This window comes from Kineococcus aridisoli (assembly GCF_050871885.1).
In the GTDB taxonomy this organism is placed as follows: Bacteria; Actinomycetota; Actinomycetes; order Actinomycetales; family Kineococcaceae; genus Kineococcus.
On the sequence record NZ_JBJLSF010000022.1, the window covers coordinates 38,715 to 52,792 of the forward strand.

Sequence of the window (14,078 nt, forward strand, 5' to 3'; positions counted from 1 at the left end):
CCGGTGGACCGCTGGACCGGTGGACCGCTGGACCGCTGGAGCGCGGGGCGGGCACCCGCGCTCAGCGGGTGGTGCGCGCCGGGATCCGCAGGCTGTTCACGGCCGTGAGCAGCAGCAGCGCGGCGGAGACCACCAGGCTGCTGCGCACCCCGGCGGGGAAACCGCCCGGAACGGCGATCAGCGCGCCGAACACCGCGACGGCCACCGCTCCGCCGATCTGGCGGAAGGTGTTGAAGACGGCGCTGGCCGTGCCCGCCCGGTGCTGCGGCACGCCCTCCAGGACCACACCGGTGACCGCCGGCATGGCCACGGAACCGCCGACGGCGACGGGCACCAGGGCCAGCGCCGTCCACCACGGTGAGCCGGAGGCGGTGGCCGGCACCAGCGCCAGCAGACCGGCCACCATGGACAGCTGCCCGGCCACGACCGGCACGCGGGCGCCGAACCGGTTGGTGACCGGGCCGCTGGCCAGGTTGCCGGCGACGGCGAGCAGGGCCGCCGGCACGAACACCGTCCCGGCGTGCAGCGGGGACATGCCCAGGTGCTGCTGCAGGTGCAGGCTGACGACGAAGACGTGGCCGTAGTTGCCGACCATGAACGCGAAGCCCACCGGCAGCGCCAGCCGCACCCCGCGCGCGGCGAACAGCTCCAGCGGCAGCATCGGGTGCCGCCCGCGCGCCTGCACCAGCACGAAGGCGGCCAGCGCCACGACGGCCAGGACCAGCGAGGCGAGCACCGCGGGCTCGGTGAACCCGGCGTGGCCGCCCTCGATGAGCCCGAACACGAGCGTCGACAGCGCCAGGACCGCCAGCACCTGCCCTGCCCAGTCGAAGCGGGCCGGGCGCACGGGGGAGGGAGCCACGAGCACCAGCAGGGCGAGCATCCCGGCGCCCACGGGCACGTTGATCGTGAAGATCCACCGCCAGTCCACGGTGGTCAGCAACCCGCCCAGCGGCTGGCCGAGCACGGCGGAGACGGCACCGCCGACGGCCCACACCCCCAGCGCCCGGGCGCGCCGGCGCGCGTCGGGGAAGGCCTCGCGCACCAGCGCCATGGACGCCGGCAGCACGATCGCCGCGGCGGCGCCCTGGGCGCAGCGGGCGGCCACCAGCGCGGCGGCGGTGGGGGCGGCCGCGCACGCGGCGGAGGTCGCGGTGAAGGCGACGACGCCCCAGAGCAGCGCCCGCCTGGCGCCGACGCGGTCGGAGAGGTTGCCGGCGAACAGCAGCAGCGCCGCGAACAGCAGCGTGTACCCGTCGATGACCCACTGCTGACCCGCGGTGCCGCCGCCGAGCTCGTCGCGGATGGCGGTCAGCGCCACGTTGACGATCGAGATGTCCAGGGTGATGAGGAAGAAGCCCAGCGAGGCCACCGCCACGACGACGCGCGCCCGGGGGCCGTCGGGCAGCGCGGTGGCGGCGGGCAGGCCCAGGGAGGCGGGCGAGGGGGAACCGGGCGGAGGGGGACCGGGCGAGGGCGTGCCGGCGGCGCTCACGCCGGCTGCTCCCCGCCGGCGGGGGCCAGCGCCCGGTGGCGGGCCGCCAGCCACACGAGCAGCGCGAGCGCGTAGGCGCCCGCGGCGCCCGCGCTGACCGCCGTCCACCCGCCGACGTGCCACAGCGCCCCGGCGGCGGCCGAACCCAGCGCGGCGCCGACGAAGTTGGCCGTGACCAGGGCCGTGTTGAGCCGGCTGCGCGCCTGCGGCGCCGCGGCGAACAACCGCGTCTGGCTCAGCACGCTCGTCGCCTGCACGGCGACGTCGAAGACGACGATCACCGGCAGCAGCGCGAGGATCGAGCGGGCGGCCGGGCCGGCGAGCACCACGCAGACCAGCGCCACCGCCAGCGCGGCCCCGGTGGCCGGCACCGACCAGCCGCGGTCGTGCAGGCGCCCCGCGCCGCGGGCGGCGAGCGCGCCGAGCAGCCCGGCCAGCCCGACGAGCCCGATGGCGCTGAGGGAGTAGGAGAACGGCTCGGCGCTGAGCAGGAACGTCAGCGCCGTCCAGAACATCGTGAAGACCGCGAAGTTGACGGCGCTGAGGACGATCGTGACCTGCGCCAGGGGGAGGCCGCGCACCTGCGCGAGCACCGAGGCGAGCAGCCGCGGGTAGGCGATCCGCTCCCGGGCGGGCAGCCGCGGCACGGCCCGGCGCAGCAGGACCGCCAGCACCAGCGCCACCGCGGCGGCGAGCAGGTAGACCGCGCGCCAGCCGAGCAGGTCCGCGACCAGCCCGCTGACGGTGCGCGAGAGCAGGATGCCGACGAGCACGCCCGAGACCACGGTGCCCACCACGCGCCCGCGCTCCTGCGGCCGGGCGAGGTCGCCGGCCAGCGGTCCCAGCACCTGCGCCGCGACCGTGCTCAGGCCCACCAGCGCCAGGGCGAGCAGCAGGAGGGGGAACGTCGGCGCCAGCGCGACCAGCACGAGGGCGAGCGCGGAGGCGGTGAGCACGGCCGGGACCAGCGTCCGCCGGTCGAGCACGTCCCCCAGCGGGACGATGAGGAAGATGCCGAGCGCGTAGCCCACCTGCGTGACGGTCAGCAGCGCGCCCGCGGCGCCGGTGGAGACGCCCAGCGAGCGGGCGATCTCCTCCAGCAGCGGCTGCGCCCAGTACAGGTTGCTCACCGCGGCCCCGCCGGCGACGGCGAAGAGCAGCGTCCGGCCGGCGGGCATCCCGGGGGCGGGGGGCGTGGCGGCGGCGGGGTCGGTCAACGGAGGGCCTTCCGGTGGTGCGTGCGGGGCGTGCGGGCGTGCGGGGGCGCGCTCCGCACCCACGGGACCACGGAACCACGACCCGCTCCCGCAGGCAGCGCCTGCCCCGGGGTGCCCCGGCAGGGCGCCCCTCGGGCCCCGCCGGGCGGGGTGCACGGGTGCACGGGTGCGCCGGGCGCGGGTCCATACTCGTGCGGTGAGCGACGAGCCCGGCTTCCCCGTCCGCACCGCCACCGAGCTGGAGGCCATGCGCGAGGCCGGCCGCGTCGTCGCCCGCACCCTGGAGGCCGTGCGCGCCGCCGCCGTGCCCGGGGCCAGGCTGCGCGAGCTGGACGAGGTCGCGCAGACGGTCATCCGCGAGGCCGGCGCCCTGCCCTCCTTCCTCGGCTACGCCCCCTCCTGGGCGCCCAGGCCGTTCAACGGCGTGCTGTGCCTGTCGGTCAACGAGGTCGTCGTGCACGGGCGCCCCACCGGCCGCCGCCTCGACGACGGGGACCTGCTGAGCATCGACGCCGGCGCAGTCCTGGACGGTTGGCACGGCGACTCCGCGATCACCGTCGCCGTCGGGCACGAGGAGGAGGCCGACGCGCGGCTGGTGCGGGCCACCGAGGAGGCCCTGGCCGCGGGCATCGTCGCCGCGCGCCCGGGCGCGACCCTGCTGGACGTGGCCCGCGCCGTGGACGAGGTGGCGCGCCGGCACGGCTACTCCCACCTGCCCGACCACGGCGGGCACGGCATCGGGCGCAGCATGCACGAGGCGCCGTTCGTGCCCAACCGCCCGCTGCCCGGCGCCCCCGCGGTGCGCCTGGAACCCGGCAGCACCCTGGCGATCGAGCCGATGCTGCTCTCCGGCGGCGAGGGCTACCGCACGGCCCGCGACGGCTGGTCGGTCGTCACCCTCGACAAGCGGCGCGCCGCGCACGCCGAGCACACCGTCGCGGTCACCGACGACGGTCCCGTGGTGCTCACCGCCCCTTGAGCGGGCCCACGGGGACGTGGTGGACGGGGCGGCGGCCGTGGACGGGGCGGGCGCGACGCCGCCGGGACGCGTGCGGGTCGGGACCTCCGGTTGGACCTACGCCGAGTGGCGCGGGAGCTTCTACCCGCCCGGCCTGCCGCAGCGCCGGGAGCTGGAGCACCTGGCGGACCGGCTGGGCACGGTGGAGCTGAACGCCTCCTTCTACGCGCTGCAGCGTCCGGGGAACTACCCCTCGTGGGCGCGGCGCACGCCGCCGGGCTTCTGCTTCAGCGTCAAGGGCTGGCGGGCCGTCACCCACGAGCGCCGCCTGGTCGGTGCGCGGGAGGCGCTGGCGGCCTTCTTCGGCTCCGGGGTGCTGGAGCTGGGCGAGGGCCTCGGGCCGGTGCTGTGGCAGCTGCCGCCGAGCCTGCGCTTCGACGCCGACGTGCTGGACCGGTTCTGCGCCCTGCTGCCGCGGACCACGACCGAGGCCGCCGCGCTGGCCGCCACCCCGCTGCCCACCGCCCCGGAGCGCCCGCTGCGGCACGCGCTGGAGGTGCGCCACCGCAGCCACGAGGACCCCCGGCTGGGGGAGGTGCTGCGCGCGCACGGCGTCGCGCTCGTCACCGCCGACACCGGTGGGCGCTGGCCGCTGCTGCTGGAGCGGACCGCCGACTTCTCCTACGTGCGGTTGCACGGATCGCCCGAGCTCTACGTCAGCGGCTACGACGACGCGGCGCTCGACGACTGGGCGGCGCGGGTGCGGGCGGAGGCGGCGGGCGGGCGCGAGGTGTTCGTCTACTTCGACAACACGATGGCGGCGCGGGCCCCGTTCGACGCGCTCGCCCTCGCGCAGCGGCTGGAGGGTTGAGCGCGCGGCCCCGTGCGCACCCGCCTACGGTGGCCGCGGCGACCGGGACGGCGGCCGCCACCGGACGAGGCACGAGAGGTCCCCCTGTGGTCGCAGCCGACGTGGTCCGCCCCGAGACGTTCGCGCTCAGCACGGGGCAGCACGACCTCATCCAGTACGCCATGACGGTGGCGGGGCTGGCGCTGTTCGCGCAGTTCCTGCACACCTGGAGGTCCACCGGTGAGGTCGGCGCCCGCTACCGGCCCGCGCTGCACGCCTCGCTGGCCATCAGCGCGGTGGCGGCGCTGTCGTACGCGTACCTGGTGCTGAAGTTCGACCAGGGGTACGCCTACGCCGACGGGCGGTACGTCCCGAACGCCGAGGCGCTGAACACCCTGGTGCCGCGGTACATGGACTGGTCGGTCACCGTGCCGCTGCTCATGGTGGAGTTCCTCGCCGTCTCCGGCCTCGTCGGCGCCCGCGCCCGCTCGATGCGCGCGGCCCTCGTCGGGGCGGCGTTCCTCATGATCTTCACGGGGTACCTGGGCGCCACCGTCGACGGCGCCGGCACCGACCAGGCGGAACTGCTGGTCTGGGGGATCGTCAGCACCGTCTTCTACGTCCTGCTGTACGTGCTGCTCGTCGGCGTGCTGCGCCGCTCCAAGAGCGCGATGAGCGCCGAGGCGTACGCCTCCTACCGCAACGCGGGAATCCTGCTGCTGAGCGTGTGGGGCTGGTACCCGATCGCCTACGCCATCCACAACTGGCTGCCGGGCGCGAACTGGACCACCACCATCCAGGTGGGTTTCTCCTTCGCCGACATCGCTGCCAAGGTCGCGTTCGGCGCGCTGATCCACAAGGTCGCCAAGCTGCGCACCGCCGAGGACGTGCACGCCGGGGAGCAGACGCACCCGGAGGACGTGTGGATCTCCTCGGTGAAGCACTCCGACGGCGTGCAACCGCTGCTCAAGGGCATCGTCCACACCGAAGGCGTCCGCACCGAAGGTGCCCGCACCGTCGACGTCACCGAGCACATCACCGGGCACCTCGCCGGACCCACGACCGGTACCGAGCACCCGAAGCGCCGGTGACCTGCGCGGCCGGCGGCCCGGTCCCCCGCACCGCGGCACGACGCCCTCCCCGTGGAGCGCGGCGGCGGGCCACCCGGTGAGTTCCGCGGTGGATCGCGCGTCGGGCGCTGGACCGGGCGCTGCGCCGATCGCCGGGTGGCCACGGCGCGGTCTGCGCGGTCCTGAGGAGGCGGCGACCGCGGTGTCGCTGGCGGTGCTGGCTGCGGTGCTGCTGGTGCAGCTGGTCGCCCCACAGGTGTGGAACCAGCACGGCTGGGTGGTGCTGGTGGCCGGTCTGCTCATCGGCCTGCCGCACGGGGCCGTCGACCACCTGGTACCCGCCCACCTGCTGCGCGAGAGCGCTCCCCGCCTGCTGCTGGTCATCGCCGGCTACGCCGCGACCGCGGTGGCGGCCTGGGCGGTCTTCCGCTCCGTCCCGGCCATCGCCCTGGGCGTGTTCGTCGCCCTGTCGGTGCTGCACTTCGGCACCGGTGAGGTCGTCTTCGACGACGAGCGCGCTGGTTCGAGGCTCCACCGCTTCCCGTTGCGCGACCCGGTGGCGGTGCTGGCCACCGGCGGTGCGGCCCTGCTGCTGCCGGTCCTGCGCGAACCGGCCACCAGCGCACCCCTGATCGCACTGCTCGTCCCGGGCAGCTCCGGGCTGCTGCCCTCCTGGCTGAGCACGGGCGGTGTCGTGCTGGTGCTGGCCGCGGTCGCGGTCACGCTCGTGCACCGGTTGCGCCGGCGCCGCTGGCTGGCCGCGGGAGAGGTGGCGCTGCTGGCCGCGGTGGGGTTGCTGGTGGCGCCGCTGGCCGCGTTCGGGGCCTACTTCGGCGCCTGGCACGCGCTGCGGCACATCGCCCGGATGGTGGCGGAGGACCCCGGCAACGCCGCCGACCTGGCTGCCGGTCGGCTGGCGCGCCCGGTGGCGCGGTTCGCGGTGGGTGCCGCGGTCCCGACCGTGGCCAGCCTCGCGGCGCTGGCGGGGTCGTGGGCGCTGGCCGGTGGCTGGCGCGGTTTCGTCACCGCCAACCTGGCCCTGCTGGCGGGTTTGACGGTGCCGCACGTGCTGGTGGTGGTCTGGTGGGACCGGCGGCGCGCCGCCGCCGCTGGTGACCTCACCGCCCGACCCGGGAAGGTCGGGTAGAGCCGGGCCTCTCGCCCCCGCAGGCGGCGGAGCGGCGCTCGGCCTGGGCGTGCCGGGTTCACGGTTCGTAGCGCACTGCGCGGTGGCCACCGTCACCACCCCGCGCATGCCCGCCCAGGAGGCCGCCGCGGACTCGCGCCAGCCGGTCGGCGTGGTCGAGGCCGCGCGCCGGGCGCGGTGCCTGCCGATGACGGCGGACGGACCCTCGAGAGCGCACCGGTCCGAGCACGGACTGCTCCCTCAGCGCATCCGGGTGGGACCTGCCTCGTCGGGACGGGGCCGATCTTCAGGATGCAGACGTACGGCCAGGATCGCGCAGTCGTCCTCGGGTGCCTGCCCGACCAGCTCGGTCTGCACGTGCTCCAGCAGCTCCTCCAGTGTGCAGTGCGCGCACGTGCTCAGCACTCGCCGCAGGTCGGCGATGCCGTCGTCGATGTTGCGGCCGCGGTGCTCGATGAGCCCGTCGGTGTACAGCAGCAGCGTGCTGCCCGGGGGCAGGGGGTGGGTGTGGTCGGTGCGCGCGGTGTCCGGCAGCAGGCCCAGGAGCAGCTCCGGTGCGCTCCGCAGGACCTGAGTGGTGCCGTCGGCCAGCAGCAGGATCGGCGCCGGGTGGCCGGCGTTGGTCCAGCGCAACCTGCGCATTCCTGATGAGGTGTCCTGCTGGTCCTGCTCGATGCGGGCCAGCACCAAGGTGGCCAGGGTGTCCATGTGCAGGCCGACGGTCGCCCGGTCCAGCCGGGCGACGACCTCGCTGGGCGGTTCCTCGCGGTCGAAGGCGTAGGCACGCAGCAGCCCGCGCAGCTGGCCCATGCGTGCGGCCGCGGTCATGTCGTGGCCGGTGACATCGCCGATGACCAGCGCGGTGGCCCCATCGGGCAGTACGACGGCGTCGTACCAGTCCCCGCCCACGTGCTCGCCGGTGGCGGCCGGCACGTAACGCGCGCGCAGCTCCAGGTGGTCCGGCTCGGGCAGGTGCGGCAGCAGCGAGCGCTGCAGCACCTCCGCGGCGCTGCGCCGCTCGGCCAGCAGCGTGGCGCGCTGCACGGCCTGGCCGGTGTAGCGGGCCAGCGCCGCCAGCGCGGCCTGCTGCTCGGCGGGCAGCTCGTGGGGGCGCTCCCAGTACAGGAAGACCGCCCCCAGCACGTCCCTGCTGTCCGGGCCGGCGGCCAGCAGGGGCAGGTTGGCACTGGCGCCCATCACCGGCACCTGCGCGTGCCGGGTGATGGCCGGGTGCGCGGCCAGCAGCGCGGCGGAGTCGGGGTAGAACACCGCCCGGCGGGTGCGCGCGGCCAGGGCCAGGGGGGCGTCCTCGTGCCAGTCGATGCGCGACCAGGCCGCCTCGGTGGTGGCCGGCATGCGCGCCATGGACAGGAAGTCCAGCCGGGTGCGGGCGTGATCGGCCAGCAGCAGCCCACCGCCGGCCGCGCCCAGCTCGGTGCACACCACCTCGGTGATGGTGGCCGCGACGTCGGCGACGGTGGTGGTGGCCGTCAGCGCCTCGCTCAGGGTCAGCAGCAGGCCGCCGAAGCGCCGCGCCTGCTCGGACTGCTCGGCCTGGTGGTGGGCCCGCGCGGCCTGGTGGCGGGCCTGCTCCTCCTCCCGGCGCGCGCGCTCGGCCTCGGCGCGGGCGGCTTCGCGCTCGCGGGCGGCCAGCACCTGCTGGGTGACGTCGGTGAGCACCCCCACCCGGTGGGTCAGCTCCCCGTCGGCGTCGAAGACCGGGGAGATGACCAGGTGGTTGTAGAAGGCGGTGCCGTCGTGGCGGTAGTTCAGCACCGTCGTGCTGACCGTGCGCTGGGCGGCCATGCCGGCGCGCAGGTGCACCAGGGCGGCCGGGTCGGTGTCCGGGCCCTGCAGGAAGCGGCAGTTGCGGCCCAGCGCCTCGCGGGAGACGTAGCCGGTGAGCTGCTCGAAGCTGGGTGAGACCCAGATCAGCGGGTCGTCCTCACCGTCGGACTCCTCACCGTCGGGGTGCTTGATGACGGGCCCGGTGGTGGTGGGGTCGCTGATGGCGATGGCCAGGCCGCTGGCCAGCACCGAGCCGTGCGCGCGACCGGCCGCGGCGGCGGTCTGCACGTCGGCCACGGCCTCGGGGAAGCGCAGCGGCATCAGCACCAGCAGCGAGCGGGCCCGCAGGGGCGGCGGGGCGTCGCGCAGCGGCATCCCGATCGCCCACAGCGCCTCCCGCGCGGCGGTGGCGCCGGAGCGCAGGGCGGCGCTGACCTGCCGGCCGGAGCCGGGTTCGCCGGCGGCCACCCGGGCCAGCGGGGTGCTGCTGGTGCCCAGCGCGCCGCCGGAGGTCACCTGCAAGCCCGCAGCGCGCGACCACTCCTCCACGTCGACGGGCAGGGCCAGGCCGGGGGCCAGCTGGCGGGCGAGGTCGTTGACGAAGACGACCTGGCTGGAGGCGGTGTCGATCAGCAGCACCGCGGCGGGGTAGTCGTGCACGACCGTGGGCAACGCGTCGGGCACCACGGCGGACACGCCGGTGGGTGCCGCGTCCGGCGAACCCCCGGCGCCGTCGTCCTGATCGCTCACCGCGGAAGGGTACGAGACGCCTGGTCGTGGCCGGCGACGCGACCAGACCTCGCGCCGGGACGAGGCGGACCGTGCGGGGGGCGCGGCCTCCGCTGCGGTGGGGCTGCGGTGGGAGGGAGCCGCGCGGACGGTGGGCCTGCGTGTCGAGCAGGTGGGCCCCCAGGGGATCGAACCCTGAACCCGCGGATTAAAAGTACCTTGAGGGGCGAGTCCCCCGAAATACCGGAACCCACCGAGTAGGTCCCTCTCGAACCTATTTGTGCAGGTCAGCGGGTCAAAGCGTCTACCGGGAAGTGCCGCGTAGCGTCGCGCGGCACCGGGGACTGATGGAAACTCTGCTACCAATCCACTACCAATCGGGGCGCTCGGAGATCATGGCCCGCATGGTCACCGAGCCCCCGACGACCCCCTGGCCGCCCGTCCTCGGCACCCCGGCCACCGAGTCCCTAGCCGTGGTGTTCGCCGGGTTCGACGGCGCAGCCGCGCGACTGGCCGAGGTCATCGACGCCGCCGGCAAGGACCCCGCCGTCGAGGTCGCGGTGCAGGTGAACGTGGAGCTGTCCACGTTGCTGTGGTTCGGTCGCTCGGCTGTGGAGCACGTGGCGCACCTGCGCGCCGACCGCCAATGGCGCACGTACCTGGACACCCTCACCTCCGCCGACGACCGCGACCTACTGCGGGCGTTCGGGTGGGCCAGGAACCACGCCGGCCACGCCCTGGCTCGGGCAGCAGGCTACGACCCCGGCCTGCTGCCGAGCGTCGTCCTCTACCCCGCCGACGACCTCTACCCGAAAGCTACGCAGTGGGTGTGGAGGCCGCGCGCCGAGCTACCCGAGCCCGACCAGGATCGCCCGGCAGGTGAGGCCGCCTACGACACCGTGCTGGCCGGCCAAGGCCTGGTCCCGACCGTGCAGGCCATGGCAGGCTGGCTGCGGCGAACTGTCGAGGCGGTGGGTGACTAGGTATTGCGCTGGTCAAGGTGCCGACGCACGACCTCTAGCACCGCACGGCCAAGCTCGGTCAGGTCGTAACCAACAGTGTTGTCCGCGTCCCCGACGATGTTGGGGGTGATGACCAGACCGCGCGCTACCAAACCGGCTAGGGCCATCTCCATGAGGTGCGGCGATACCGACTTTCGAAGCAGGTTCCCGTTCGTCCACACCACGTGGTTCTCCGCAGTGCGGCCAGGTGCAGGACTTTCCAGTAGCTCCAGTGCTTGCACGTGCACTGGCGTGATCCCGTCTAACACTTGGATGAGCAGCGTCGATTCATCCAACGCTCCATCGTCGTCCAGGGCCCGGCCAAGGGCTTCGCCCATGGCAGCCAGGGGCGGGTCGTACCCGTTCATCCCGGCTGCGAACAACAAGCGCTGCAGCAGCGGCACCAGCCGAGGGTCCGCCGCAATGGCATCGGCCATCTCTTCGCGCGTCATCCCCGCTTGGCTCTCGGCAGCACGCAGGGCTACCGAGCGAGCCCGCGCTAGCTCAGCCTCAACGGCAGACGCTGCTCGCTTGAGCGCTGGCGCGCTACCCGGCAGTAGCGACCCCAGTGCTGTAGCGACGGACTCCCCGAACAGCGACGGTGAACGGTCAGGCGGCGTCATGTCACCGACTCTAAAGGCCGAGGCGCCGGCCGGGGTGACCTTCTCCGTCACCTCGGCCGGCGTGCTGCGCACCCTGCCACCGAGGTCAGACACGACGCCGGCGCGGCGGCTGCAGCGATGGCCTACAGACCGTTCTCGCGCGAGCTGGTCCTGCGGTTGGTCTTGGGCAGTCCCCGCTGGTCGCGCGGCTGACGCCCGAGGGGGCGCGGCGGCTGGCCCGGCAACAGCAGTCCCTCAGGCTGGAGCTTGGTGATCTTCTTGCCCGACTCGCCAGCCGCCTTCTTGGCGGCCTTCCTTACCTGCCGTTTCTGTTGTGTGGCGGCGGCCTCTCGGGCGGCGTCGCTGGTGCCGGTGGTCGCCTGGCGAGCGACCGCCGAGGCGGCACCCATGGCGCGCAGCCCGCGCGCCGCGAGCTGTTCGGCCTCGCGGCGGCGCCGTTGCGTAGCATTGGCCTGCTGGCGCTCGGTGGCCGCCGCACGCTCGCGCTGCTCCTGTTCATAGGCGTCGCGGCGGGCCCTGGCCTCGGGCGTCAGCGTCGCGGGGTCCACCGGTCTCCATTCGGGCTGGCGCTGGGCCTTCAGTTGCTTGCGACCGACTATGCCGCCGCCGAGCGAGGTGCCCGTCTGACCCTTGTGCGCCATGGCCGGGACCCTACTGACCGCCAGCGTGGCCAGGACGGCGCCACGCTGCAGCCGGCGCACGGTCGCGCCGATGACAACGGGGTGACCACCGAGCCCGGCGCCCGCACGACCTCGCAGCGCGCCCGGCAGGACCGCACGACGGCGGCGGCCACTCGGCACGGCCAGCCCTGGACTGGGGCCGAGGACGCCGAGCTGACCGGGTGCGTCAGCGACGACGACCTGGAGGCGTTCGCACTGCGTTGGGGACGGCGGTTCCTGTCGGTAGAGCAACGACGCCGGCGACCTCGCGCGGGCACGACGGTGCGCACCGGCACGGGGTGGGTCCGATGACCGAGGACGGGCTGGCGACCGACACCGGGGTGCGCCTGCTGCCGACCGACCCGCGAGACATGACCCCGACAGCCGTGGCATGGGCACGCTCGGTCCTCACGGTCGTCTGCACCATCCCACGCGCCGAACTACCCGCGCCTTCGCGGACGTCGTTGACGGCTGTCGTGTGGACCCTGGCTGGCGCTGCAGACTGGCTGTGCACCGTGCCGGGCGACTACACCGCCGCCGTCCTCGCCCGCGAGGCCGAGGTGGGCGACCGGGTGTGGCAGAAACGCACCGCCTGGCTGCGCCAGCACGGGTTTCTGCAGCATGGCCGACGTGGCGCGCGCGACGGGTGGCAGTTAGTACCGCCTTCAGAGGCGCGATGACATCTCTAATTGCGGCTTGTTTCTCCATCCACCGCTGCCGCACCAGCCCAAGCTGAGACTGAGTTCAAAAACGCAGTTCCGGACTCCAATAGCCACCGCACCGCCTCAATCCCTCGCCTATCACCTAAATGCTTGGCAAGGACCGCCTCGCTATCCCGACCCTTCAAGTGAGCGGTAAGTTTCGATCGCAGTTCTTGCACTCGCCGCAGGTAAGAAATGTCTCGCTCGACTTGCGGGTAGCCACGCAACTGGAGCAATCGTTCAAGCTTTGAGATGCCTTTCTCGTTAGGGATCTTATCCGGAAGCAATTTTGACACTTCCTTCTCGTTGATGGCGTCACTCATAAGCTTCGCAAGCAGTTCGATGGCGCTCTCAAACTCTCCATTGGAGTCGTTCAACGGCAACCGCAGTCGCTGCAGTAAGTACACATCAGCTTCCTTGGGTTCTCGAAACAGAGGCCACCCAAAGGCCGCGAACCAAGCTTGATTGGCGCGAGGATAGGCGCGTTTGAATATGAGGTCAGCTGCCGATGGGTCGGTTGGCTGAGCAAGAAACGATCGCCGGATATTAGTCTCACTCATGTTGGCGTCCGGGGCGATCATATAGCCGCGCCAGTAGTCGCGCTCCGCCGTAGGCAAGTCACGACCCAAGTCACCCAAGAAAACCACAACTCTATCGTCGTGATCATTGTCGATACGGACACCCCATAGACCCGCGCATCCGAGGTAACCATCCCCAACGGAGTACAACTCTGGCCTTGCGTAGTACTTTTGCAACACTTCTTTACGAAAATGAACTGGCGTCAAGTAGTGCGGAGCATCGGGATTTGCACCGAAATAATTCGCCAGCAAGTCCGGGTTACTGGTATAGGAGACAGGCCTACCATAATCATCCTCACCAATAATGAACTCAGGGAAGTGCTCCTGATGTTCGTCATACGGCCATAGTCCACAGGTTTCTCTCGGGCCAGCAAACAGAACTTTGGTCGCCAGCAGGCGCGAGAAATACCGGAAATTGTCGTAGTGCGCACGCTGAACATAACGCACTGCATGCATTCTGTCGGTTCGGATCTCTTGCTCGGCGGGAAGATCGCTGTCCTCTTCTTCTGCCCAGACAACTGAGTCAACAAAGAGCAGCAAGTCCAGTTGACGGGCTGCCATGTATTGACGAACAAGGGAGGTGCGGACTGACACCTCGTCGCCCTCAATCTTCGCAGCCAGGACTTGCGTACCATCGTCAGCAATTTTGAAGAACTGCCCACTAGCCTGGTCGTAGCGGAGATTGTGGAACAGGCGGAACTGCTGTTCGAGCTCAACCGATGACTCTGCTACACCATGGAAATCGCGAACCAGAACCAGCGGCTCTACGCCCTCTCGGTCGACCCCGGGATGATACGTCGTTGTTTCCTCACCATTGGGCCAGCTTTGAGAAAATCCAGGGGCTCCATCAGTAACAGTCAGGTTCCACGCTGGACTGCTCAGCGCCCAGTCTCGTTGCTCGGGCTTGGAAAGCGCGCAGTAGTGCCCGTCGCTGCGAAGAACGGTCCATGGTCCCTCGCCCTGCCCCGCGAAAAATTCCAGTTGGCGCGTCTGCTTAAGGTCACTACTCATTGGCCCCCCTGGTGTGCTGTCTCAGCTCACCTCCCAGTCTGCCGCCTGCGCACCGGAGTATGACCCCCGGCGCGCAGGCGGTTAGTGGGTCTTCAGCGGCTCACAGGTAGGTGAGCGCGGCGCGAGGGGGGCGGGCGGCCTCGCGGTCGAGGGGGGGGGGGGGGGGGGGGGGGGGGGGGGGGGGGGGGGGGGGGGGGGGGGGGGGGGGGGGGGGGGGCGACTAAAAACCCACACCCCCCCCCGCCCCCCCC

General features: G+C 72.5%; 12 protein-coding genes. 6 read left to right on the plus strand and 6 right to left on the minus strand.

The genetic code is table 11. From position 1 onward, the window contains the following. Window positions 1-61: 61 nt before the first annotated feature. Both ACRYM2_RS08570 and ACRYM2_RS08575 read right to left on the minus strand, forming a co-directional pair. Window positions 62-1,495: an MFS transporter gene (locus ACRYM2_RS08570; RefSeq protein ID WP_432521470.1), complete on the minus strand. Its 1,434-nt coding sequence runs from the start codon at window positions 1,493-1,495 to the stop codon at window positions 62-64. Next, the gene (locus ACRYM2_RS08575) at window positions 1,492-2,712 is read right to left on the minus strand and encodes an MFS transporter (protein WP_432521471.1); all 1,221 of its coding nucleotides are present in this window, start codon (window positions 2,710-2,712) and stop codon (window positions 1,492-1,494) included. The genes ACRYM2_RS08570 and ACRYM2_RS08575 overlap by 4 nt, the downstream gene beginning before the upstream one ends. A gap of 196 nt (window positions 2,713-2,908) precedes the next feature. Between ACRYM2_RS08575 and map the strand changes: the two genes are divergently transcribed. The 4 genes from map to ACRYM2_RS08595 all read left to right on the plus strand — a co-directional run bounded on the left by map (window position 2,909) and on the right by ACRYM2_RS08595 (window position 6,737). Then, window positions 2,909-3,691 carry a type I methionyl aminopeptidase gene (map, locus tag ACRYM2_RS08580; protein WP_432521472.1) on the plus strand — a complete coding sequence of 261 codons (783 nt, stop codon included), beginning with the start codon at window positions 2,909-2,911 and terminating at the stop codon, window positions 3,689-3,691. A gap of 70 nt (window positions 3,692-3,761) precedes the next feature. After that, window positions 3,762-4,541 carry a DUF72 domain-containing protein gene (locus tag ACRYM2_RS08585; RefSeq protein WP_432521474.1) on the plus strand — a complete coding sequence of 260 codons (780 nt, stop codon included), beginning with the start codon at window positions 3,762-3,764 and terminating at the stop codon, window positions 4,539-4,541. An 86-nt stretch (window positions 4,542-4,627) separates the two neighbouring features. Beyond that, complete coding sequence (locus ACRYM2_RS08590) at window positions 4,628-5,611, plus strand: bacteriorhodopsin (RefSeq protein WP_432521475.1); 984 nt, start codon at window positions 4,628-4,630, stop codon at window positions 5,609-5,611. A 181-nt stretch (window positions 5,612-5,792) separates the two neighbouring features. Next, a complete protein-coding gene (locus ACRYM2_RS08595) occupies window positions 5,793-6,737 on the plus strand; it encodes a Brp/Blh family beta-carotene 15,15'-dioxygenase (RefSeq protein ID WP_432521477.1) in 945 nt (314 codons plus the stop codon). Window positions 6,738-6,977: 240 nt separating this feature from the next. Here the strand turns inward: ACRYM2_RS08595 and ACRYM2_RS08600 are convergent, their stop codons facing one another. Further along, entirely contained in the window at window positions 6,978-9,275 is a 2,298-nt protein-coding gene (locus ACRYM2_RS08600; RefSeq protein ID WP_432521478.1) for a PP2C family protein-serine/threonine phosphatase, read from the minus strand. 383 nt (window positions 9,276-9,658) lie between these two features. Between ACRYM2_RS08600 and ACRYM2_RS08605 the strand changes: the two genes are divergently transcribed. Continuing rightward, window positions 9,659-10,237 (plus strand): hypothetical protein, encoded by a 579-nt coding sequence (locus ACRYM2_RS08605; RefSeq protein WP_432521480.1) that lies wholly within the window; start codon window positions 9,659-9,661, stop codon window positions 10,235-10,237. Here the strand turns inward: ACRYM2_RS08605 and ACRYM2_RS08610 are convergent. Both ACRYM2_RS08610 and ACRYM2_RS08615 read right to left on the minus strand, forming a co-directional pair. Beyond that, window positions 10,234-10,707, minus strand: coding sequence for a hypothetical protein (locus ACRYM2_RS08610; RefSeq protein ID WP_432521482.1), 474 nt, complete (start codon window positions 10,705-10,707; stop codon window positions 10,234-10,236). The genes ACRYM2_RS08605 and ACRYM2_RS08610 overlap by 4 nt on opposite strands. Window positions 10,708-11,000: 293 nt before the next feature. Beyond that, window positions 11,001-11,519 carry a hypothetical protein gene (locus ACRYM2_RS08615; protein ID WP_432521483.1) on the minus strand — a complete coding sequence of 173 codons (519 nt, stop codon included), beginning with the start codon at window positions 11,517-11,519 and terminating at the stop codon, window positions 11,001-11,003. Between the two features lie 326 nt (window positions 11,520-11,845). Between ACRYM2_RS08615 and ACRYM2_RS08620 the strand changes: the two genes are divergently transcribed. Further along, window positions 11,846-12,217, plus strand: a complete 372-nt coding sequence (locus ACRYM2_RS08620) for a hypothetical protein (RefSeq protein WP_432521485.1) — start codon at window positions 11,846-11,848, stop codon at window positions 12,215-12,217. Between the two features lie 5 nt (window positions 12,218-12,222). On the opposite strand, the gene ACRYM2_RS08625 is transcribed toward ACRYM2_RS08620, so the two are convergent. Beyond that, complete coding sequence (locus tag ACRYM2_RS08625; protein ID WP_432521486.1) at window positions 12,223-13,827, minus strand: hypothetical protein; 1,605 nt, start codon at window positions 13,825-13,827, stop codon at window positions 12,223-12,225. Window positions 13,828-14,078: the final 251 nt, after the last annotated feature.

Coding starts and splice junctions, on each gene's coding strand:
- ACRYM2_RS08620 (WP_432521485.1), top strand. CDS start 11,846: ATGACCGAGGACGGGCTGGCGACCGACACCGGGGTGCGCCTGCTGCCG.
- ACRYM2_RS08615 (WP_432521483.1), bottom strand. CDS start 11,519: ATGGCGCACAAGGGTCAGACGGGCACCTCGCTCGGCGGCGGCATAGTC.
- ACRYM2_RS08605 (WP_432521480.1), top strand. CDS start 9,659: ATGGTCACCGAGCCCCCGACGACCCCCTGGCCGCCCGTCCTCGGCACC.
- ACRYM2_RS08625 (WP_432521486.1), bottom strand. CDS start 13,827: ATGAGTAGTGACCTTAAGCAGACGCGCCAACTGGAATTTTTCGCGGGG.
- ACRYM2_RS08610 (WP_432521482.1), bottom strand. CDS start 10,707: ATGACGCGCGAAGAGATGGCCGATGCCATTGCGGCGGACCCTCGGCTG.